Here is a 20,298-nt window from a genome sequence, read left to right on the forward strand (position 1 = left end):
ATCATTATAGCACGCTGTCGACCGCTATTCGGTCGCGACCGTCGGCTTTCCACTCAATTCCGCGATGATTTCGGTAATCTGACGGCGCAGATCATCAAAACTTCCGCTCGTATCGAGTATGAAATCAGCGCGCGCACGCTTTTCGGCATCCGGTGTCTGCCGGGCGAGGATGGCGTCCAGCTTTTCTTGCGTCATGCCCGGTCGCGCCAGCACGCGAACACGCTGCACCTCGGCGGACGCGGAGACGACCACGATCTTGTCCACACGGCTGTCGCCGCCGGTTTCGAAGAGGAGGGGAATATCGATCAGCGCCAGCGGCGCGCCAGCTTGTTCCGCGCTGCGGCGAAAGGCTTCTTCTTCCTCGCGCACAAGCGGATGAACGATGGCTTCCAGCTTTTTGAGTTCTTCCGGCTGGCCAATCACCGCTCTGGACAATTTCTCACGGTTGACGGTGCCGTTTTCCACCGTCCCCGGAAATGCGGCCTCGATCAGCGGGGCGGCGCGACCGGCATAAAGCCGATGCACGGCATCGTCGGCGCTATAGATCGGCACGCCGGCTTCGGCGAACATGTTTGCCGCCGTTGTTTTTCCCATCCCGATGGAGCCGGTTAGTCCGAGCACAATCATAAGACACCAGCCTTTGCCATATCCGCCAGAATATGCTCGCGCAGGGCTTTCGTCACTTGCGGCCTTTTGCCGAACCAGCGCTCGAAACCCGGAACCGCCTGATGCAGCAGCATGCCGAGCCCATCCACCGTCGCCAGACCGGCTTCCTCGGCCTTTTTGAGAAATGGTGTCTTGAGCGGCACATAGACGATATCTGTCGCCACCGCATCTTTGGGCGCATGTGTGAGATCAAGCGGAAAATCTTGTCCCTCATCATGCCCGCTCATGCCAAGCGATGTGGTGTTGACGATCAGTCCGGCACCGCAGACCAGATTTTGCGCCGCATCCCAGCCATGCGCCGAGACATGCGGGCCGAAATGCGCCGCGAGATCTTCCGCGCGCGCCAGCGTGCGATTAACGATGGCAACCTTCTTAAAGCCGCGCGACAAAAGCGCATGAACGATTGCCCGGCTTGCACCGCCAGCCCCCAGCACAAGCGCGCTGTCGGCATTGTCCCAGCCGGGCGCCGATGCGTCGAGATTGGCCGCAAAGCCATAGGCATCCGTATTGCCGCCGTGAAGCCTGCCGCCTTCAAGCCAGAGCGTATTGACCGCGCCGATGGCTTTGGCCGCCTCATCCAGACTTTCCACGGCAGCATAGGCTGCTTCCTTGTGCGGAATGGTGACATTGCCACCGGCAAAACCGTTTTCGGCAAGCGATGCAGCGAAGGAGGAAAAATCTTCCGGCTTTACTTCTATGGCTTCATAGGAACCGTCGATCCCCAGTTCCTGAAGCCAGAAACCATGGATCAGCGGCGAGCGTGAATGTTTTATCGGAAAGCCGATGACAAACGCCTTCTTAGCCATCGATCAGTTTTTCCTTGCGCAGTTCAGCCAGCAGCGGCAAGAGCGGCAGACCGACAATCGTGAAATAGTCGCCTTCGATCCTGTCGAAAAGCTGTATACCCGGCCCCTCGACCTGATAAGCGCCCACGCTTGAAAGTGCACTATTCCCCGCGCGCCCGAGATAACGCCCGACAAAGCCCGGATCGAGATCGCGCATGGTCATGCGGGCAACCGAAACGTGCCGCCACAGGGTCTTGCCGTCCTTCGCCAGCACGACAGCGCTGTTCAGCTGGTGGGTCTTGCCCGAAAACGCCAAAAGCTGACGGCGCGCGGCTTCCATATCGGCGGGCTTGTGGAAAATCTCGTCGCCCAGCGACAAGGTCTGATCGCAGCCGATCACCACCGCGCCCGGATTTTTCTCGCTCACATCGAGCGCCTTCGCCTCGGCCAGAACCTCTGCAACCTCTTCCGGCGTAGCGCCCGTTTTATAAAGCGGGGCTTCCACAGCGCGCTCATCAATATCCGCGCTGGCTGTGGAGAATTCTATCCCGGCATTTTTCAGCAAAGCCGAACGGAAAGGGCTTTTGGAGGCAAGGATAAGTTCAGTCATGGTCTAAATCCCTTCTGTTCGTCTTTTCGCGCAGCAAAGCGAGGATAGCTGCCGCGGTTTCCTCGATCGACCGGCGCGACACATCGATGATCGGCCAGCCGTGCCGATTGCATATATTACGCGCATAAGCCAGTTCTTCCGAGATGGATACGCGATCCGTATAAAGCCCCGTATCCAGCGACGGCACATTGCCGAGCGGCCGGTTCTGGCGGATTTGCGAAATCCGTTCGGCGGTCGCGACCAACCCCACGATCAGCGGACGCTTCGTCGTGAACAGGACTTCGGGGAGGGGGATGCCCAGCACAATCGGAACATTGGTGGCCTTGATGCCGCGATTGGCGAGATAGATGCTCGTCGGTGTCTTGGATGTGCGCGAAATGCCGACGAGAATGACGTCGGCTTCTTCTATATCATAGGGCAATTGCCCGTCATCGTGCTCCATCGTGAAATTGAGCGCATCGATCCGCCGGAAATAATCGGCATTGAGGACATGCTGTGCGCTGGCACGGCGATGGGCGGGCGCGCCGAGATAGGATTGAAACGTGTTCAGCACCGGCTCCAGCACGGAAACGCTCGGCACACCCATTTCCGCGCAGGTTCGATCGATGATCGCCGCCAGTTTCTGGTCGACGATCGTATAGAGGACAATGCCGGGTTCGGCATCGATGCCTTCGAGAACCTTGCGCAACTGCTTTTCGGTGCGGATCAGCGGATAGATGTGTTCGATGGCGCGCGCATTGGCATATTGCGCCGCCGCCGCCCGGCCCGCGGCCAGGAGAGTCTCTCCCGTCGCATCAGAAATCAGATGAAGATGAAAGTAGGAAAGCGATCTCACCACAGTTTTGTTGCCCTCCTGTTGACGGCTGTGCGTAAAAGCCGAACGTCTTCCACAAGCCATGGCAGGCCGTGGGAAAATTGGCAAGTCATCCACAGCGGGCGAACATGTGCGAAGGCGTCATCAACATGTGTGAACAAGACTCATGGAAACTGGAAAATACGCGGCAATTCCCAGCTTATCCACAAATCCACCCAAACTGCGTCAATTCGTAACCTCTTATATTAAAAGAGGGAATTGAGTTTTCATTGTATTTGGTCAGACTATCGGTGAATGATTGCACAGGATGACATGACTGGATGGAAACTGTGGGGAAAAGCAGGACAGACCTTAATCCCCGATTCCAACAGACTCTAAGAATCAAAAGATTCCTGAATCATGCTTTCTTTATGAGAGCCGCACTGGATAAGTTTCAGGCCAAAACCGGTTCAAGCAACAAACAGGGTGGAATGGAAAAGACATGAAACGCAAAGTCTTGAGAGTGATCGACGGTGAAGCGATCTTCCCACCGCCCATCTGGATGATGCGCCAGGCCGGACGCTATCTCCCCGAATATCGCGAGACACGAAAAAAGGCCGGGAGCTTTCTCGACCTGTGCTATTCGCCCGATCTTGCCGTCGAAGTGACATTGCAGCCGATCCGCCGGTTTGGCTTTGATGCAGCCATTCTCTTTTCGGATATTCTCGTCATTCCCCACGCCCTTGGACGCGACCTTCGCTTTGAAGAAGGCAGGGGCCCCTTGATGACGCCGATTGATGCCGATGAAATTTTCTGGCTCGAAACGGAAGGTGTCGCCAAAAGGCTGGAGCCGGTCTATGAGACGGTTCGGCTGCTGCGTGAGCAACTCCCCGATGAAACGACGCTGCTCGGCTTCTGCGGCGCTCCCTGGACCGTTGCGACCTATATGATTGCGGGTCATGGCACACCCGATCAGGCGCCTGCCCGTCTTTTTGCCTATCGCTTCCCGGAAGCCTTTGAAAAGCTCTTGAACGATCTGGCCGATGTTTCCGCCGAATATCTCATCGAACAGCTCGATGCCGGTGCCGATGCGGTGCAGATTTTCGATTCCTGGTCGGGTGTTCTGGATGAGGACTGCTTCGAGCGCTTCTGCATCCAGCCCGTTGCCCGGATCGTCCAGAAGGTGCGGGCGGTTTATCCGGAAGCCCGCATCATCGGCTTTCCGAAAGGGGCCGGGATGCTCTATGCGGGCTATCGCGAAAAGACCGGTGTGGATGCTCTCGGTCTCGACTGGTCCGTTCCGTTGTCCTTTGCGGCCGCCCTTCAGGAAGAAGGCGCGATACAGGGCAATCTCGATCCGCTGCGCGTGGTGGCAGGCGGGAATGCGCTGGATGAAGGAGTGGATGCCATTCTCGACCGTCTCGGCCAGGGCCCACTGATCTTCAATCTCGGCCATGGGATCACCCCGCAGGCACCGATTGAGAATGTGCATCGCATGATCGACCGTATTCGCGGAGGAAAATCATGAGCCAGACAGCTCCTGAAAATCGAGGAACGGCGGTTGCCGTTCGCACCGTCGTCGCGCTCATTGTGGTGGCGCTTGGCGTTTGGGCATTGTTTCACGTGAATCCTGACGCAGCCTATCTCTGGATCAAATCGCTGCATGTCATCGCTGTCATTTCATGGATGGCCGGCATGCTCTATCTGCCGCGGCTGTTCGTCTATCATTGTGCGGCAGAAGCGGGCTCGGTGACATCCGAAACCTTCAAGGTGATGGAAAAGCGGCTTTTGCGTTTTATCATCAACCCGGCCATGATCGTGACCTGGATCACCGGCCTGTGGATGGCGTGGGAGATTTTCGGCTTTCAGGGCGGCTGGCTGCACGCAAAGCTTCTTCTCGTCGTGCTGATGTCGGGCGTTCATGGCTATCTGGCAAAATCCACGCGGCTTTTTGCGGAAGACCGCAATATGCGTCCGGCCAAACATTGGCGAATCATGAATGAAGTGCCGACCATTCTGATGATCCTGATCGTCATACTGGTGATCGTTAAGCCATTCTGACCTGCCAACGACTTCAAAAAGAAACCCGCCGTTGCAAACTAAAGCGAGGCCAGCAATATCCCGGACTTGTGTGGGTTGAGGATTTGAACTTATCGATTACCCCCCCATTTCCGGGTATAATGAGTTCAAATCCACTATACGACCGGGTTTTTGCCATTTTTCTGTTGCAGAAATTGCACGCTATCCCTAGATGAGACTTGCTCTGCGTGCTGCAAATCAGTATGTAGAAAGCCTCTTCCCTTCAAGACAGCAGGCCTTCGATGCCGGTCACGACGTTCAGGTGGCCACCTTTCCGAACAACTGCATTTTCTCCTTACATTTTAAAAAGAGTTCCTCATCCATGCAGGAAATGAAACTACAAGAACTGAAGAACAAGACACCGGTGGAGCTGCTGGCTTTTGCCGAAACGCTTGAGGTCGAAAACGCGAGCGCCATGCGCAAGCAGGAACTGATGTTCGCGATCCTCAAGAAGCTTGCGGCCCAGGATGTCGAAATTATCGGCGAGGGCGTCGTCGAAGTGTTGCAGGACGGATTTGGCTTTCTGCGCTCCGCCGATGCCAATTATCTGCCCGGTCCCGACGATATTTATATTTCTCCCTCGCAATTGCGCCGTTTTTCGCTCAAGACCGGCGACACGGTTGAAGGCCCGATCCGTGGTCCCAAGGAAGGCGAGCGCTATTTCGCGCTGCTGAAGGTCAATACGATCAATTTCGAAGACCCGGAAAAGATCAGGCACAAGGTCCATTTCGACAATCTGACGCCGCTCTATCCAAACGAGCGTTTCAAGATGGAGCTGGAAGTTCCAACCTCCAAGGATCTTTCCCCGCGTGTCATCGATCTCGTGGCGCCGCTCGGCAAGGGCCAGCGCGGCCTGATCGTCGCACCGCCGCGCACCGGTAAGACTGTTCTTCTCCAGAACATCGCCCATTCGATCACGGCAAACCATCCGGAATGCTATCTCATCGTTCTCCTGATCGATGAACGCCCGGAAGAAGTGACCGATATGCAGCGCTCCGTGAAGGGCGAGGTGATTTCGTCCACCTTCGATGAGCCGGCAGCCCGTCACGTTCAGGTGGCTGAAATGGTCATCGAAAAGGCCAAGCGCCTTGTCGAACATGGCCGCGATGTCGTGATCCTGCTCGACTCGATCACCCGCCTCGGCCGCGCCTACAATACGGTCGTGCCGTCATCCGGCAAGGTTCTGACCGGCGGTGTCGACGCCAATGCGCTTCAGCGCCCGAAGCGCTTCTTCGGTGCCGCCCGTAACATCGAGGAAGGCGGATCGCTCACCATCATCGCGACCGCGCTGATCGATACCGGCAGCCGCATGGACGAAGTGATCTTCGAAGAATTCAAGGGCACCGGCAACTCGGAAATCGTGCTCGACCGCAAGGTCGCCGACAAGCGCATCTTCCCGGCCATGGACATTCTCAAGTCCGGCACCCGCAAGGAAGACCTGCTGGTTCCACGCGCCGACTTGCAGAAGATTTTCGTTCTGCGCCGTATCCTCGCGCCGATGGGTACGACCGATGCAATCGAATTCCTCATCGACAAGCTCAAGCAGACCAAGAGTAATTCGGAATTCTTCGATTCGATGAATACGTAATCGGTTCCAGATCACGATTTGAAACGCCGCGCGGGAAACCGTTGCGGCGTTTCTTTTTCAGGATGTCTTGCCGCCGAGAAGCAGTCGCAATGCGTCGGCGTTTTCGATAGGCGGCAGGCAGACATGCCCCTTGCAGAACCATGCCGAGGGGTGTTCCGGTAAAGCGGTGCCACCTGTCGGCAACACCACAACCTCGCCAGCCTGGAACCGAACGAACGTGTCCACGCGCCGCGGATCGGGGTTTTGATTCGCTATCGAAACGAGTTCGCCGCTCCTGTTTTCCGTGGCGATGACGAGAGAAAGAGGCTCGGCGGCAAGACGCGCTGCGTTCAATATTCCAATCTGGCCATATTGCTGCGCGAGGGCCCGGCCCAAGGCTTGTTCGACCAGCTTTTCATTGCTTTGATAGAGTTCGATATTGCCTGTCGCCAGAAAAAGCCTCGTCAGGGATTCCATGATCTGGCTGGTCGCGCTCGGGATTGCTTCGTCATAATCCCCATAGGCGTGCAGGATCACATCCTCCGCGCCAAGAGCCGATAGCCGATAGTTACCCGCGCCATCGCGATGCGCATCATCGAGCGCCTGTTTGAATTTCAATGCGTCATCGATGAAAGCCCGTTCGCCCGTTGCCTCATAAAGAGCAATCGCCGCATTGATCATCGATGCATAGTCGGTGGAAAGGGCAGGGTAGAGAAGCGCATTCTCCATGCGGCAATGCGCGATGCGGCCATCCTGAAAACTGCTGGCTACCGACCGATAAGCACCGATAGCCAGGTCAATCCAGTCCTGCCGCTCAAAGCTCCGGCCTGCTTCGGCCAATGCGCGGATAGCAAGTCCGTTCCAGTCGGTCAACGCTTTCTCATCGCGTCCGGGCCGTATCCGCAATTCGCGACGCGCAAGCAGTTTTTGCTGCGATGTTTCGATCATCGGGGGCGCGATCGCGCTGTCATCGACCGCATGAAGGCGGTTCAAAATGTTCTGGCCTTCCCAGTTTCCATTCGCGGTGACACCATAATAGTCCTTGAAAACCTTGCTGTCATTGCCAAGCGCCTGATCGATCTCCTGCTCGCTCCAGACGTAAAACCGTCCTTCTTCGCCTTCGCTATCTGCATCCAGACTGGATGCAAAGCTTCCATCGGACAGGCGCATTTCCCGGCTCAGCCAGTTGATTGTCTCTTCGATTCGCAGGCGAAACAGTTCATTCCCGGTTTCCGCGAAGGCATAAGTCGCATGACGAATGAATTGCGCATTGTCGTAGAGCATCTTTTCGAAATGCGGCACCAGCCAGTCGGCATCGGTGGAATAGCGGCAAAGCCCGCCTCCCAGATGATCGTAAATCCCGCCTTGCAGCATTGTCTTCAATGACAGGAGGAAATTGTCGCGATGTGTCTCATTGCGGCTGTAGAGCCAGGAGAGCCACAGATTGTCCATGAAAGGCGCGTTGGGGAATTTCGGTGCCCCCTCCATACCGCCGCGGACCGGATCGATCAGGCTGCTGATGCGCGTCGCAACCTCGTCAAATCGCTCCATTTCGTTCTGGACTGGAACATTTTGCGCCGCCAGCCTTCCTTCCAGATGATCGAAGACGGCTTGCGCATTATGGTTAATTTTTTCCTTATCCTTGTGCCAGAGATTATTGACCGCATGCAGCACATCGACAAAACCGGGCATGTTGTGACGCTTGTGCCGGGGAAAATAGGTGCCGCCCCAGAAGGGCTTGCCGTCCGGTTTCAGAAACATGGTCAGCGGCCATCCGCCCTGCTGCCCCATCGCCCCGAGTGCCGCCATATAGATCTGGTCGATATCGGGCCGCTCCTCGCGATCCACCTTCACATTGATGAACCATGCATTCATCACTTCGGCCACGTCCGCATCTTCAAAGGATTCATGCGCCATCACGTGACACCAGTGGCAGGCCGCATAGCCGACCGAAAGCAGGATCGGCCGGTCGAGTTCACGGGCGGCATCCAGCGCCGCCTTGCTCCAGGGCTGCCAGTGCACCGGATTATCGGCATGCTGGCGCAGATAAGCACTCGGTTCATCGGCAAGGCGGTTGGTGCTGGCAAGCTGATTGCTGTCTGGCTCTGTCATAAGGCTTTTCTTTCACGGCACGAACGCATATGCCATTCCTTCAGCACCCGGTTTGGCTGCTTTCATTCTTATTCATTATAGGTCAGGAAACGGAATGAGCGAGATCGCTTCCCTTCAAGATACGATTTTTGCTTTGTCGAGCGGGCGTCTGCCATCCGGCGTCGCGGTGGTGCGTATTTCAGGCCCGAAAGTTCGATTCGTACTCGAAACGATAATCGGTGCAATCCCGAAGCCGCGATATGCCGCCTATAAGATGTTCCGTACCCGAAACGGCGATTCGATCGATCAGGGTTTGGTCCTCTTTTTCCCCGGACCGAACAGCTTTACCGGAGAGGACTGCGTCGAATTTCATCTGCATGGCGGCAAGGCAGTGGTTGAAAAGCTGTTGTCGGAACTGGGTGAATTTTCCGGCTGTCGGATTGCCGAAGCCGGAGAGTTTACGAGACGCGCTTTTTCCAACGGCAAGATGGACCTGACCATTGCCGAAGGCCTCGCAGACCTGATTGCCGCTGAAACCGAGGGACAAAGGCGGCTTGCGCTACAAGTCGCTTCTGGCGCGCAACGCGCGCTTTACACGGATTGGCGCCAGCAATTATTGCGCGCCCGCGCCTTTATCGAAGCCGAACTTGATTTTGCTGATGAAAGCGACGTTCCAGGTTCCGTATCGGAACAGGTTTGGCAATCGTTGGAACAGCTCAGGAAGGATATAGAGGCACATATTGCAAGCGGCAAACGCGCGTCCATGCTGCGGGATGGGCTGCACGTCGTTATTGTTGGCGCGCCAAATGCCGGTAAATCGAGCCTGTTGAACTTTCTGGCCGGTCGTGAAGTGGCGATCATATCGGAAGAGGCGGGAACGACCCGCGATCTTCTGGAGGTCAAGCTCGATCTTGGCGGCATTCCGGTCTATGTCACGGATACGGCAGGCCTGCGGGAGACTGATAGTTCGGTCGAGAAGATCGGGATCGAGCGCGCTCGTGCGCGTATGGCGGATGCCGATCTGGTCCTGTTGTTGGAAGACATGAGTGATCCGATAGCCGTTGCATGGGACGAGACGCCGAAACGACTATGGAAGATCGGAACAAAAGCCGACCTTAAAGATGGTTCATCCGATAACTGGTCTTATCGTATTTCAACAAAGAACGGGGAGGGGCTGGATAAGCTGCTTGCAGACCTCCAGAACTTTGCCGAGGCGCAGATTGGCCAGATCGATGATGCGGTGCCCACACGGCAAAGGCATATCGGCCTTCTGCGGTCCACGGTCGCGGAGATCGATAGGGCATTGGGCGGTACGCATCTTCCGCTTGAGCTTCGCGCCGAGAACATGCGCCTGGCATCGCAATATCTGGGTCGGATCACCGGAGACGTTGATGTGGAGGAGATTCTGGACGTCATTTTCTCCCAGTTCTGCATTGGGAAATGATTCACGTGAAACACGGAATGATCTCTGCCTTGAAGATTGTTTCACGTGAAACATCTGTGGAATCTCGCCGGGAGAATTGACTCTGCTTTCTATTCGTGAGTCGACCTGTTGCGGATAATTGATCGCGACGCTGATTGATTAGACCTTCCGTTTCGCGCCCATTCGTGGCAAAGAGACATCTTTCAGAAACGGATTCGAGTTGCGTCAGGATGAACCAAATACGTTCTACCGAAGCCACAATCTTTGATGTCATTGTGATCGGCGGTGGCCATGCAGGATGCGAGGCTGCTTCCGCTGCCGCGCGCGCAGGCGCAAGAACTGCGCTCGTCACGCATCGCTTTGATACTATTGGCGTTATGTCCTGCAATCCCGCCATCGGTGGATTGGGCAAGGGGCATCTGGTGCGCGAGATCGATGCGCTTGACGGTTTGATGGGGCGTGTCGCCGACGAAGCTGGCATTCAGTTTCGTCTTTTGAACCGCCGTAAAGGGCCTGCCGTTCGCGGTCCGCGCACGCAGGCGGATCGCAAGCTTTATCGGCTTGCCATGCAGAAGATGATCGCAGCTCAGGACAATCTGTTTGTCGTGGAAGGTGGGGCCCACGATCTTCTGGAACAGGATGGGCGTGTTACCGGCGTTGTTCTGTCCGACGGGCGGAGCTTGTCATGCGGCGCTGTCGTCCTCACGACCGGCACGTTCCTGAATGGGTTGATCCATATTGGTGAGCAAAAGATTCCGGCCGGTCGCATGGGTGAAAAACCGGCGCTGGGACTTTCCGAACGCCTCATGTCATTCGGCTTTGCGCTGGGACGTCTCAAGACGGGCACACCGCCGCGCCTGGATGGGCGGACCATTGATTGGCAGAGCCTCGACATGCAGTCCGCCGATGAGGAGCCGTTGCCGTTTTCACTTATGACGGACCGGATCACCACACCGCAAATCGACTGTGGCATCACGCGCACGACGCCGGAAACCCATGCGATCATTCGGGCCAATCTGCATCGTTCGGCCATGTATTCCGGTTCGATTGAGGGGATTGGACCGCGTTATTGCCCATCGGTGGAAGACAAGATCGTCAAGTTTGGCGATCGTGACGGCCACCAGATTTTTCTTGAACCGGAAGGACTGGATGACGATACCGTCTATCCAAACGGCATTTCGACGTCGCTCCCTGAAGATGTGCAGCTTGATATATTGAAGACTATTCCAGGTCTGGAAAAAGCCGTCATGTTGCAGCCAGGATATGCCATTGAGTATGATTTTATCGATCCTAGGGAGCTGAAACGCAGTCTGGAAACCCGCAAAGTCAGCGGCTTGTTTCTTGCCGGACAAATAAACGGCACGACAGGCTATGAAGAGGCGGGTGCGCAGGGTCTGCTGGCGGGCATCAATGCCGCGCGTCGGGCATCGGGCGGCGAACCTGTGATTATCCAGCGCACAGAAGCCTATATTGGTGTGATGGTCGATGATCTGACATCTCGTGGCGTTAGTGAACCCTATCGGATGTTTACCTCGCGTGCGGAGTTTCGCCTGTCGCTCCGGGCCGATAATGCCGATCAGCGCTTGACGCCGCTGGCCGACAGGCTCGGCATATTGGGTCAGGCCCGCAAGGATCGCTTTGAAGCCCGCGAGGCGGATTTGAATGCGGCGCGGTCGCTGGCGCAATCGCTGACGATCACGCCCAATCTCGCCAATCGTTACGATCTGCGCCTCAATCAGGATGGTGTACGCCGGTCGGCTTATGATCTGCTTTCTTATCCGGAGATAGATCTGGACCGTTTGAAGGTGATCTGGCCGGAACTTGACGCTATCAACCCAAAGACGCGGGAGGCTCTGGAAATTGAAGCGCAATATGCCGTTTATATGGATCGGCAGAAAAGCGATATTGCGGTGATGGAGCGGGAGGAGCAACTGCTCATTCCGGCAGGTTTGGATATTGACGGAATATCCGGTCTTTCCAATGAGTTGAAGCATAAGCTCAAGCAGCGCAAGCCGGAAACAATCGCCGAAGCGCAGCGTGTGGATGGCATGACCCCGGCAGCCCTTGCGCTTTTGATCGCGCAGATCAAGAAGTTCGGTTATCGCCATAAGGCGGTGGCCGAACTGGTTGAAGGGCAGGGCGCGGCATGAGCGCCGATAACCGTCTTGAAAGCCTGAAAGCCATTGTTCCTTCTGTTTCACGTGAAACAGGAGAGCGTTTGATAGCGTTCGAGGAACTGTTCCGCAAATGGTCGAAGGCGATCAATCTCGCATCTCCTTCGACGTTGGACACGTTATGGACGCGACATATCCTGGATAGTGCACAGCTTTTCCCTTTGGCCAGCAAGGCCAGGCACTGGCTGGATATCGGCTCCGGCGGCGGTTTTCCGGGTATCGTGACGGCCTGTTTCCTCGCGGAACAGCCGGATGGTGTGATCGATCTTATTGAAAGTGCTGGCAAAAAAGCAGCATTTTTGCGCACCGCAGCCGGGCATTTGCATGTGCCGGCACGCGTTCATTCGGCCCGCATTGAAACGATGTGGCAAAAAATCGAGACGCCTCAAGTGGTAACAGCGCGCGCCCTGGCATCGCTCAATGACCTTTTTGCGTTGGCGGAACCGTGGCTGATCAGTGGCGCCAAGGCGCTTTTCCAAAAAGGTCGGGATTATCAGCGCGAGATTGATGAAAGCCGTGTCGGTTGGAGTTTCGATCTGATACAACATCAAAGTGCTATCGATCAGGCTTCGGTCATACTCGAAATCAGCAATCTTCGGCGTAAATCCGCCTGATGGCTGGAAATTTCGAAGGGGCGGACAGCAGCAAGGCGACGGTGATGAACAAAATGTCCAGGATCATAACCATTGCGAACCAGAAGGGCGGCGTGGGTAAGACAACCACCGCCATCAATCTGGCAACAGCCTTGGCCGCAATCGGTGAGACTGTATTGATTGTCGATCTTGATCCGCAGGGCAATGCCAGCACAGGATTGGGCATTGATCGCCGCAATCGGCCCCTATCGTCCTACGATGTGCTGACGCAGGAATCGTCGGTTCCCGATGCTGCCATGCCGACGGATGTTCCCAATCTCCATATCGTGCCGTCGACGCTGGATCTTCTCGGTATTGAAATGGAAATCGCGCAATCCGCCGATCGTACACGACGCCTGCGCGATGCGCTGCGTTTTGATTCCGGCGTCTCCGAGCGTTTTTCCTATGTGCTTGTCGATTGCCCGCCATCGCTGAACCTGCTGACCTTGAACGCAATGGCCGCGGCCGATTCCGTTCTGGTTCCGCTGCAATGCGAGTTCTTCGCGCTGGAAGGCTTGAGCCAGCTTCTACAGACTGTCGATCAGGTGCGCTCGTCGATCAATCCCGAGCTTTCGATCCAGGGCATCGTGTTGACCATGTTCGACAGCCGCAACAATCTCGCTGCGCAAGTGGTGGATGATGTGCGCGCTTTTATGGGTGAAAAGGTCTATCGTACTGTCATTCCGCGCAATGTGCGGGTGTCGGAAGCGCCGTCCCATGGCAAGCCGGCCATCCTTTACGATCTGAAATGCGCCGGTAGCCAGGCCTATTTGCAGTTGGCATCGGAAGTTATCCAGCGCGAGCGGCAGTTGCAGGCCGCATAAGCCAATCGATTCGACGACGAAACAATTCAGGAATAAGCCGAACGATGAATGACGATCCTTCAAAAAAGCGCCTCGGCCGTGGGTTGGCCGCACTGATCGGTGAAATCGACCGCCCTGTTGAAGAGCGCAAGGCGCCTGTTCCCATTGAGCGGAATGTTCCGATTGAGTTCGTAACGCGCAATCCGCGCAATCCGCGTCGCATGTTTTCCGAAGCGGAACTGGAGGATCTGGCGCAGTCGATCAAGGAACATGGCGTTGTGCAGCCGATCGTTGTGCGCCCGGCGCCCGGTCAGCCGGATCGGTTTGAGCTGATTGCCGGTGAACGACGCTGGCGCGCCTCGCAGCGGGCTGGCGTCGATACGATCCCGGTTATCGTTCGTGATGTGGATGATCGCGTCGCGCTTGAAATCGCTATCATCGAGAACGTGCAGCGCGCCGACCTCAATGCGGTCGAAGAAGCGCTGGGATATCAACAGCTTATCGATAATCATGACTATACGCAGAATGATCTGGCGCAGGTCATCGGCAAAAGCCGCAGTCATGTCGCCAATACGTTGCGCCTGTTGAAACTGCCGCAGCCCGTGCAGGATTTCATCGTTGATGGTGCGCTTTCGGCCGGCCATGCGCGCAGCCTCATCACAATGGAAAATCCGACCGCAATGGCGGAACGGATCGTCAAGGATGGTCTGTCGGTTCGTCAGGTCGAGGCGCTTGCGCAGGCGGAAGCCCGCGGCGGCTCGGAAGCCAAACCCGGAAAGGCCGGCCCGGTCGAGAAAGATGCCGACACCAAAGCGTTGGAAAAGCTGCTTTCTGATGTCACCGGCATGAAAGTGGAGATCAATCATCGCGATCGCGGCGGCGAGGTTAAGATAAGATATAGTTCTCTTGAGCAGCTCGATGAGATTTGCCGCCGCTTGCAGAGTTGAAGCGGTGCCGGTCAGTACGGTCGTTGCAAGTGCCAGATCCATCTGTTCTTGCAACGTGTCGTTATCCTGCCGTAGCGGAGGAAATCGGTCCTGTGGATTGATTTCCCCGCATAGCTGCTTCGCATTTTGGCTCGAAAATGCTCTGGATCGTGAAAGTGACCAGCTTTTAAAATCACAATAGTTTCAAAGTATTATGAGTGATCTTATGGATTGCGGCATTGGTTCCGCGGCTCATGGCCGGGGAATGGCAATGTTGGATCCAGACCGCCGGATTGCTTATATTGCCCTGAACTATATCGGGCGAATAATTGTTCGATTACATTATATTTTTGTAATTTTTGCTGCCTTGCGAGGCGTAGATAAATCCTGAATTGCATGGAAGGATTTATATATTTCAGGTTTTTCTGAAATAACTGAAAGTAAATGTCCCTCCGTCGTCAATGACGGGGGATTGGACTTGCAGCACAATGAACAAGAATGGGGGAAACCCTGCGTCGTTCTGACAGTAGGATCAAAATGATGTACTCATGAATAACAAAGAAGAGTTTAAATATATCTTCAAGAAGACTTAAATAGTAAATTATATGACAGATTCAACGGAAGTGTATTTACAATATATATTTACTTATAAAGAATAATAGACCCGTATTAGCGGATGTTACCTTATTTTAATGTTCATTTTTACAGGCTTCCTTGCATTGACAATGGGTCACTCATTTTTGTAGGGTCGCCGCGAGTAGGGCTTCTTACAACTTTATGAGAAAGTAAGGGGCATTGAGGTGCCATAGATTGACTGTATAGTGAATGCTTACCGCTTTCATTATCCGTGATGTATAAATATATCACAAGCAGAGATTCATGCTCCTCAATATATATTCAGACATTCGATGATATGTCTGGCCCCGCATCTTTCTTTCCGTAATGGTGAAGCGATGCTCGACCGGACTATTCGTATTCGAGAGACTGTTTTGGCCCAGAAAAGGGCTGCCGATCTCGAAAATTTTCTTTATGGCAAGCACCATGCCCTTCTGACGGGTCTTTTCCCCACGCTATGCAATGCGCGGGAAAGCCGGCCTCAACGCATTTGCAGGGCTTCCGTCCGTCGCGCCTTACCCTGAAAGAAAGTGGGCCAATGATTCCACGGAGTGGCGCACCATTCGTGGAATAATGAGCGCTTGATGGAGCTTTCCGTCCCTCAACGCCCGTTGGTGTCCTGATCGCAAGACCCTTCACGTTCAGCGTGAAGCCGAGAGCCTATTCCTCCTTTATTCGGTATCTGCCTTTGTCCAAGAACTATGCGCGCCTGACGCTCAAATACAAGCTTCTGATCATCATTTTCGTGGCGTTGATCGTGCCAAGCGCGGTCCTGTCCTTCCTTATCTGGTCCCAGCAGGACGAGATAAGGGACGCCATATATGCGCATCGGTTTACACAGTTGCAGGCACGGATCGCCGAAGACGAGACTGAATTGCTGGGCGGCGTCATCTCTGTCCTGAATGCTGTTCACGCCTCATCTGTCCTGGACGAAATTTGCGGCAATGTGGATCGGAAGGTGCCGGTATCCAATCCGCGCTATCTGTCTGTCGGATATGTCAAAGGGAAAAAGCTGTGCCTTATAGCGGGGGCCCCGGTCGCGCAGCCTATCGTTGATGCGATAACAACCGTTCCGCAAGGCGACGAGATGCAGGTTCTGGATGTGTCCACGGCCGCCGGCGGACAGGCCATCGCTGCCATGAAGTCTGCAAAGAGCAGCGATGCCGGCGATGAATGGACCGCCTTTGTCATCATGGACGCGGTGCGTGCGCGAAAAACGACGATCGCGCATCTCAATGCCAGCGTGGATAGCTGGGTTCTGCTCGACGGCAGCAATCGCGTGCTGGGTTTTCTCGGCCAGAGCGGCGAAAAGGCAGCGAAAACGGGAAAAATTCCGTCCGGCTGGACCGGCTTCACGATCCACTCGACCGAGGATGGCCCGAGGATTTCTGAAGATGCGAAAAACTCGTCATCCACGGACGCGATGGTGTTGCGGGCCTATTTCCCGGAATTCGGATCGATTGCCGATTCCAGAATCCGGTTCCTGGCCTATGTCGCAATAGCCTGCCTGTTGTTTGGTGCCTTGCTGGCCGTGGGGCTGGGGATGCTCATAACCCGCTATGTGCTCGGCCGCGTGGAGAAGATCGTGGGCATCGTCGATGGGATTTTTCCGTTGGGGGACGATGAGGATAGGGCTGGCGATCATAAGGACGTGGACGAGATACAGGGGTTGGAACGCAAGTTGATGCATTTGCGCACCTCCTTGCTGGACTACCAGCAGCAGATCTGCCGCGACGAGGACAGGCTTGTCGGGCAGGTGGATATTCTGCGCAAGGTTGCCAAGCGGGCTTCGCTGGATGAGACACTTGCTTCGCTGTGCCGCTTCATCGAGCACCAGACCACAAACAGCCGTTGTTCGGTACTGATCCTCGATCGTCGGGGCCGCGCCGTCTGCAAGTCGATCGCCCCCAATCTTCCGGATTTTTACAGTGAAGCGCTGATCGGCCTGCAAATCGGACCAACGGTCGGCTCCTGCGGCGCGGCGATGGCCACGGCAAGCCCGGTTTTCGTCAACGATATTGAAACCCATCCCAATTGGGCGCCTTTCCGGGGGCTTGCCCTGCCTTGCGGATTGCGTGCCTGCTGGTCACTGCCGGTCATTCGCAAGGACGGGCGCGTTCTGGCGGCCTTCGCCATCTATAAGTTGGCGCCGGGCGACCCCACGCAGGAGGAAATCAGGATCGCGGAAATGGGCGTCGAGCTTGCGCTGCTTGCGATCGATCTCGCCGAAACGCAGGAACTCCTGGCGCGACAGGCTTTGAATGACGAACTGACGACCTTGCCCAATCGCCGGTATTTGTTCGACTGGCTGGCGCGCAATGTGGACGCCTTCCCCGAGGCGACCGAAAACATGCGTGCGGTCCTGGTTCTCGATCTCGATGATTTCAAGCCCGTCAACGACACCTATGGTCATGCGGCGGGTGACATCGTGCTGAAGGAGGTTGCCGAACGGCTGTTGCGGATGTTCCGGCCGCTTGACGTGGTTTCGCGCACCGGCGGCGATGAATTCGCGATTGTTCTCAATGATATCCGATCCGACACGTGGGAAAGCGATCTATGCCGCCTTTGCAAACGTCTGACCTATGCCGTTTCGAAGCCGATCACGGTTGGCGACGGGGCAACGGTAACGGTCAATTGCAGCATCGGCATCTCCATTTTCCCGACTGACGCGGGCACCTCGAACGAGCTGCTGCATCGGGCCGACGAGGCCATGTATGCCGCCAAGGCGAGCGGGAAGAACCGCTGGGTGTTCTGGAAGGATATCACCGACGAAGCTGCACAAGAGCAGGCTATCAAGGGCAGGCGGAGGGTTCGAGCGTGATGACTGGAAACCAGCTTGAAAAGGGAAAATCCGTGACCGGGTGCGGTGAGGCATATGCGCATGTCGAGAGACGGCGTATCCATATCATGACGCTCATGATCGTTGCGGCGGCTTCCATTCTCGCCGTCATTCTCCTGATGGATCGGGTGAAGCATCTGCTGGAGAGCGATCTCCGGGTGAGCCTGATCGAGATCGTCAGCCAGAACCGCGACGCCATCTCAAGCCGGCTCGGATCACGCATAAGGTCCATCGAGGAAAGCGGAAAGAAAATAAGCGAGAACCTTCAGGTTCAAATTGCAAACGATGATGGAAAATCCATGCGGGATCTCATTCGCAATTATGGGACGATGGTTAATCGGGTCGATGAGTTCGTCGCGGATGACCAGGGTATCGTCGCCTTTGCGGATGGGCGCACGGTCGACATCTCGGGGCGCAATTATTTTCGCGTGGCCCGCACCGGCGTCTCGAATATTTCCGAACCGCTGGTCTCCGTTACCAATGGGGAGAAAATCTTCATCATCTCGGTGCCGGTTTTGGTGAATGGAAAGCCGGTGGCGACCTTTCAGGAAACGCTTTCCTACGAAGAGATACAGAAGATATTGCTGCCAAGCCTCTTTACCGATGCTGGCGCCGTCCACGTCACGGATAGCGACGGATATGTGATCGTCAGCAACGGACAGGCACAGGACATGTTTACGCCGAGGGGGAATTTTTTCAGGGGCGTTTTTGCGGCTGGCAATCGCGATGCGGCGCAGAAAATCGAGCGCGATGCCAAGGAACAACGCCGCGGTGTCCTGGAAGTGGTTATCGGCGGGGAAGAGATGTTTACCGCCTATATGCCGCTGGACAGGACAAATGACTGGTTTCTCATCGTGTCCGTCCCCGCATCGAAAGTATTCCAGAACAGTACTGTCGTTATCAAGCTCTTCTATCTGATCCTGACATTCGTGGTATTGGTCTCGCTGGCCTGCGTTGCCTATTTCTTTCGCTACAAGAGCATCCAGGAAAAACATATGGAGGAAATCGCCTTCGTCGATCCCGCGACGGGTGGGGCGACCTATGCGAAATTCCTGCTCGATGTGCGAAAGGCCCTGGCGGTAAACCCCGGCGACAGCAAGCCCGCCATCATAAAGGTCGACGTCGACAGGTTCAAATATATCAACACGACCTTCGGGTTCAATGTCGGCGATGCCACGTTGCGCTCCATATACGAGCACTTCAAGACGATTACCCATCCGGGAGAATATGTCGCCCGAATAGCCGACGACCATTATGTGCTTTTCCTGAAATCGGTGTCGAATGAGCGGCTGGACACGCTGTTCAGGCCTTTGCTTTGCGGCGAGGTGGCGGTGCAGTTCTCGGCCGGCGTCTATATGGTGGAAGACCGGCAGGAAGACCCGCGGATCATGATCGACAAGGCGCGTATAGCCTCGGAAGGCATCAAGGGGCTGGCCTACAAGTCCTTTGCCTATTACACGCCGAATCTCGGTCTGGTCATGACGCATACCGAACAGATCAAGCAGCAGATCGGCAGGGCACTTGAGGAAGGGCAGTTCGTTCCGTTCTTCCAGCCGCAGGTTGATATAAACACGAATATTGTGGTGGGCTGCGAGGCGCTGGCGCGCTGGAAGGTCGCCGACGACAAGTTCATTTCACCCGCCGACTTCATTCCCGTTTGCGAACAGACGGGCCTGATCATTCAACTCGATCTGGTCATCCTCGAAAAATCGCTGGAATTCATCCAGTACCGGATGCAGCACGGACAGCCCTGTGTCCCCATATCGGTGAATTTTTCCCGGATGCATTTCCATGACGAGAATTTTCCAAAGCAGCTTCTGGAAAAGGTCAAATCCTACGGTGTTCCCCCTTCAATGCTGGAAATCGAAGTGACGGAAGGCGTCTTCTTTGAAGATCTCGAAGCGGTCGAGGGGGTGTTCACGCAATTGCAGAGCTATGGTTTTGCGATAGCGATGGATGATTTCGGCTCCGGCTATTCCTCGTTGAACATGCTGAAGCGGATTCCGATCAATACCCTGAAAATCGACAGGGGGTTTCTCGACCAGTCGTCCGGGATCGAAAAGCGCAACGCCATCTTTGCGGGGGTGGTGGAAATCGCGCAAAAACTGGGGCTGACGGTCATCGTCGAAGGCGCGGAAATACAGACGGATGTGGATCTGATGAAGGACCATGGCTGCCGGATTGCGCAGGGCTTCTATTTCTCGAAACCGCTCACCGAGTCCGATTTTCTGCAACTGAGCAGAAACGGCCATTTCATCATTGAAAAAACGCAAGCTACCGGGCTGTTAAACTGAC

15 protein-coding genes are annotated in these 20,298 nt (G+C 55.5%); 10 read left to right on the forward strand and 5 right to left on the reverse strand.

Going from position 1 to position 20,298, the window contains the following annotated elements:
• Positions 1-24 precede the first annotated feature (24 nt).
• Genes coaE through AVM02_RS06475 form a run of 4 tightly spaced genes read right to left on the reverse strand, consistent with a single transcriptional unit; the run spans position 25 to position 2,959 of the window.
• A complete protein-coding gene (gene coaE, locus AVM02_RS06460) occupies positions 25-627 on the reverse strand; it encodes a dephospho-CoA kinase (RefSeq protein ID WP_411506153.1) in 603 nt (200 codons plus the stop codon).
• Positions 624-1,472 (reverse strand): shikimate dehydrogenase, encoded by an 849-nt coding sequence (locus AVM02_RS06465; protein WP_411506154.1) that lies wholly within the window; start codon positions 1,470-1,472, stop codon positions 624-626. Before AVM02_RS06465 ends, coaE begins: the two co-directional genes overlap by 4 nt.
• Positions 1,465-2,061: a Maf-like protein gene (locus AVM02_RS06470; RefSeq protein ID WP_411506155.1), complete on the reverse strand. Its 597-nt coding sequence runs from the start codon at positions 2,059-2,061 to the stop codon at positions 1,465-1,467. Before AVM02_RS06470 ends, AVM02_RS06465 begins: the two co-directional genes overlap by 8 nt.
• On the reverse strand, positions 2,054-2,959 hold the full coding sequence (locus AVM02_RS06475; RefSeq protein ID WP_411506156.1) for a pyruvate, water dikinase regulatory protein: 906 nt from the start codon (positions 2,957-2,959) through the stop codon (positions 2,054-2,056). Before AVM02_RS06475 ends, AVM02_RS06470 begins: the two co-directional genes overlap by 8 nt.
• Before the next feature lie 397 nt (positions 2,960-3,356).
• Here AVM02_RS06475 and hemE point away from each other — a divergent pair, with 397 nt between their 5' ends.
• The 3 genes from hemE (at position 3,357) to rho (ending at position 6,521) form a co-directional block, all read left to right on the forward strand.
• Positions 3,357-4,382 carry a uroporphyrinogen decarboxylase gene (hemE, locus tag AVM02_RS06480; RefSeq protein WP_411506157.1) on the forward strand — a complete coding sequence of 342 codons (1,026 nt, stop codon included), beginning with the start codon at positions 3,357-3,359 and terminating at the stop codon, positions 4,380-4,382.
• Positions 4,379-4,915, forward strand: a complete 537-nt coding sequence (gene hemJ, locus AVM02_RS06485; protein ID WP_411506158.1) for a protoporphyrinogen oxidase HemJ — start codon at positions 4,379-4,381, stop codon at positions 4,913-4,915. The genes hemE and hemJ overlap by 4 nt, the downstream gene beginning before the upstream one ends.
• A gap of 340 nt (positions 4,916-5,255) precedes the next feature.
• Positions 5,256-6,521 carry a transcription termination factor Rho gene (gene rho / locus AVM02_RS06490; RefSeq protein ID WP_109987171.1) on the forward strand — a complete coding sequence of 422 codons (1,266 nt, stop codon included), beginning with the start codon at positions 5,256-5,258 and terminating at the stop codon, positions 6,519-6,521.
• 57 nt (positions 6,522-6,578) lie between these two features.
• On the opposite strand, the gene AVM02_RS06495 is transcribed toward rho, so the two are convergent.
• Positions 6,579-8,612 (reverse strand): thioredoxin domain-containing protein, encoded by a 2,034-nt coding sequence (locus AVM02_RS06495; protein WP_411506159.1) that lies wholly within the window; start codon positions 8,610-8,612, stop codon positions 6,579-6,581.
• Between the two features lie 94 nt (positions 8,613-8,706).
• On the opposite strand from AVM02_RS06495, the gene mnmE reads away from it, so the two are divergent.
• The 7 genes from mnmE to AVM02_RS06530 all read left to right on the forward strand — a co-directional run bounded on the left by mnmE (position 8,707) and on the right by AVM02_RS06530 (position 20,297).
• A complete protein-coding gene (gene mnmE, locus AVM02_RS06500; RefSeq protein ID WP_411506160.1) occupies positions 8,707-10,035 on the forward strand; it encodes a tRNA uridine-5-carboxymethylaminomethyl(34) synthesis GTPase MnmE in 1,329 nt (442 codons plus the stop codon).
• A gap of 218 nt (positions 10,036-10,253) precedes the next feature.
• A complete protein-coding gene (mnmG, locus tag AVM02_RS06505) occupies positions 10,254-12,164 on the forward strand; it encodes a tRNA uridine-5-carboxymethylaminomethyl(34) synthesis enzyme MnmG (protein WP_411506238.1) in 1,911 nt (636 codons plus the stop codon).
• The gene (gene rsmG, locus AVM02_RS06510) at positions 12,161-12,802 is read left to right on the forward strand and encodes a 16S rRNA (guanine(527)-N(7))-methyltransferase RsmG (RefSeq protein ID WP_411506161.1); all 642 of its coding nucleotides are present in this window, start codon (positions 12,161-12,163) and stop codon (positions 12,800-12,802) included. The genes mnmG and rsmG overlap by 4 nt, the downstream gene beginning before the upstream one ends.
• A 44-nt stretch (positions 12,803-12,846) precedes the next feature.
• Positions 12,847-13,644 (forward strand): ParA family protein, encoded by a 798-nt coding sequence (locus tag AVM02_RS06515; protein ID WP_151645573.1) that lies wholly within the window; start codon positions 12,847-12,849, stop codon positions 13,642-13,644.
• A 44-nt stretch (positions 13,645-13,688) separates the two neighbouring features.
• Positions 13,689-14,570 carry a ParB/RepB/Spo0J family partition protein gene (locus AVM02_RS06520; protein WP_411506162.1) on the forward strand — a complete coding sequence of 294 codons (882 nt, stop codon included), beginning with the start codon at positions 13,689-13,691 and terminating at the stop codon, positions 14,568-14,570.
• Positions 14,571-15,852: 1,282 nt separating this feature from the next.
• Positions 15,853-17,985 (forward strand): diguanylate cyclase domain-containing protein, encoded by a 2,133-nt coding sequence (locus AVM02_RS06525; protein WP_411506163.1) that lies wholly within the window; start codon positions 15,853-15,855, stop codon positions 17,983-17,985.
• On the forward strand, positions 17,985-20,297 hold the full coding sequence (locus tag AVM02_RS06530; RefSeq protein ID WP_411506239.1) for an EAL domain-containing protein: 2,313 nt from the start codon (positions 17,985-17,987) through the stop codon (positions 20,295-20,297). The genes AVM02_RS06525 and AVM02_RS06530 overlap by 1 nt, the downstream gene beginning before the upstream one ends.
• Position 20,298 lies beyond the last annotated feature (1 nt).

It is taken from the genome of Brucella anthropi, from assembly GCF_046630315.1.
GTDB classification, from domain to species: domain Bacteria; phylum Pseudomonadota; class Alphaproteobacteria; order Rhizobiales; family Rhizobiaceae; genus Brucella; species Brucella anthropi_A.

Bases quoted from the DNA above. Each gene is read 5' to 3' on its own strand.
- rho (WP_109987171.1), top strand. From the start codon at position 5,256: ATGCAGGAAATGAAACTACAAGAACTGAAGAACAAGACACCGGTGGAG.
- AVM02_RS06465 (WP_411506154.1), bottom strand. From the start codon at position 1,472: ATGGCTAAGAAGGCGTTTGTCATCGGCTTTCCGATAAAACATTCACGC.
- AVM02_RS06470 (WP_411506155.1), bottom strand. From the start codon at position 2,061: ATGACTGAACTTATCCTTGCCTCCAAAAGCCCTTTCCGTTCGGCTTTG.
- AVM02_RS06495 (WP_411506159.1), bottom strand. From the start codon at position 8,612: ATGACAGAGCCAGACAGCAATCAGCTTGCCAGCACCAACCGCCTTGCC.
- hemJ (WP_411506158.1), top strand. From the start codon at position 4,379: ATGAGCCAGACAGCTCCTGAAAATCGAGGAACGGCGGTTGCCGTTCGC.
- AVM02_RS06475 (WP_411506156.1), bottom strand. From the start codon at position 2,959: ATGGCTTGTGGAAGACGTTCGGCTTTTACGCACAGCCGTCAACAGGAG.
- coaE (WP_411506153.1), bottom strand. From the start codon at position 627: ATGATTGTGCTCGGACTAACCGGCTCCATCGGGATGGGAAAAACAACG.
- AVM02_RS06530 (WP_411506239.1), top strand. From the start codon at position 17,985: ATGACTGGAAACCAGCTTGAAAAGGGAAAATCCGTGACCGGGTGCGGT.
- mnmE (WP_411506160.1), top strand. From the start codon at position 8,707: ATGAGCGAGATCGCTTCCCTTCAAGATACGATTTTTGCTTTGTCGAGC.
- hemE (WP_411506157.1), top strand. From the start codon at position 3,357: ATGAAACGCAAAGTCTTGAGAGTGATCGACGGTGAAGCGATCTTCCCA.
- AVM02_RS06515 (WP_151645573.1), top strand. From the start codon at position 12,847: ATGAACAAAATGTCCAGGATCATAACCATTGCGAACCAGAAGGGCGGC.
- AVM02_RS06520 (WP_411506162.1), top strand. From the start codon at position 13,689: ATGAATGACGATCCTTCAAAAAAGCGCCTCGGCCGTGGGTTGGCCGCA.
- rsmG (WP_411506161.1), top strand. From the start codon at position 12,161: ATGAGCGCCGATAACCGTCTTGAAAGCCTGAAAGCCATTGTTCCTTCT.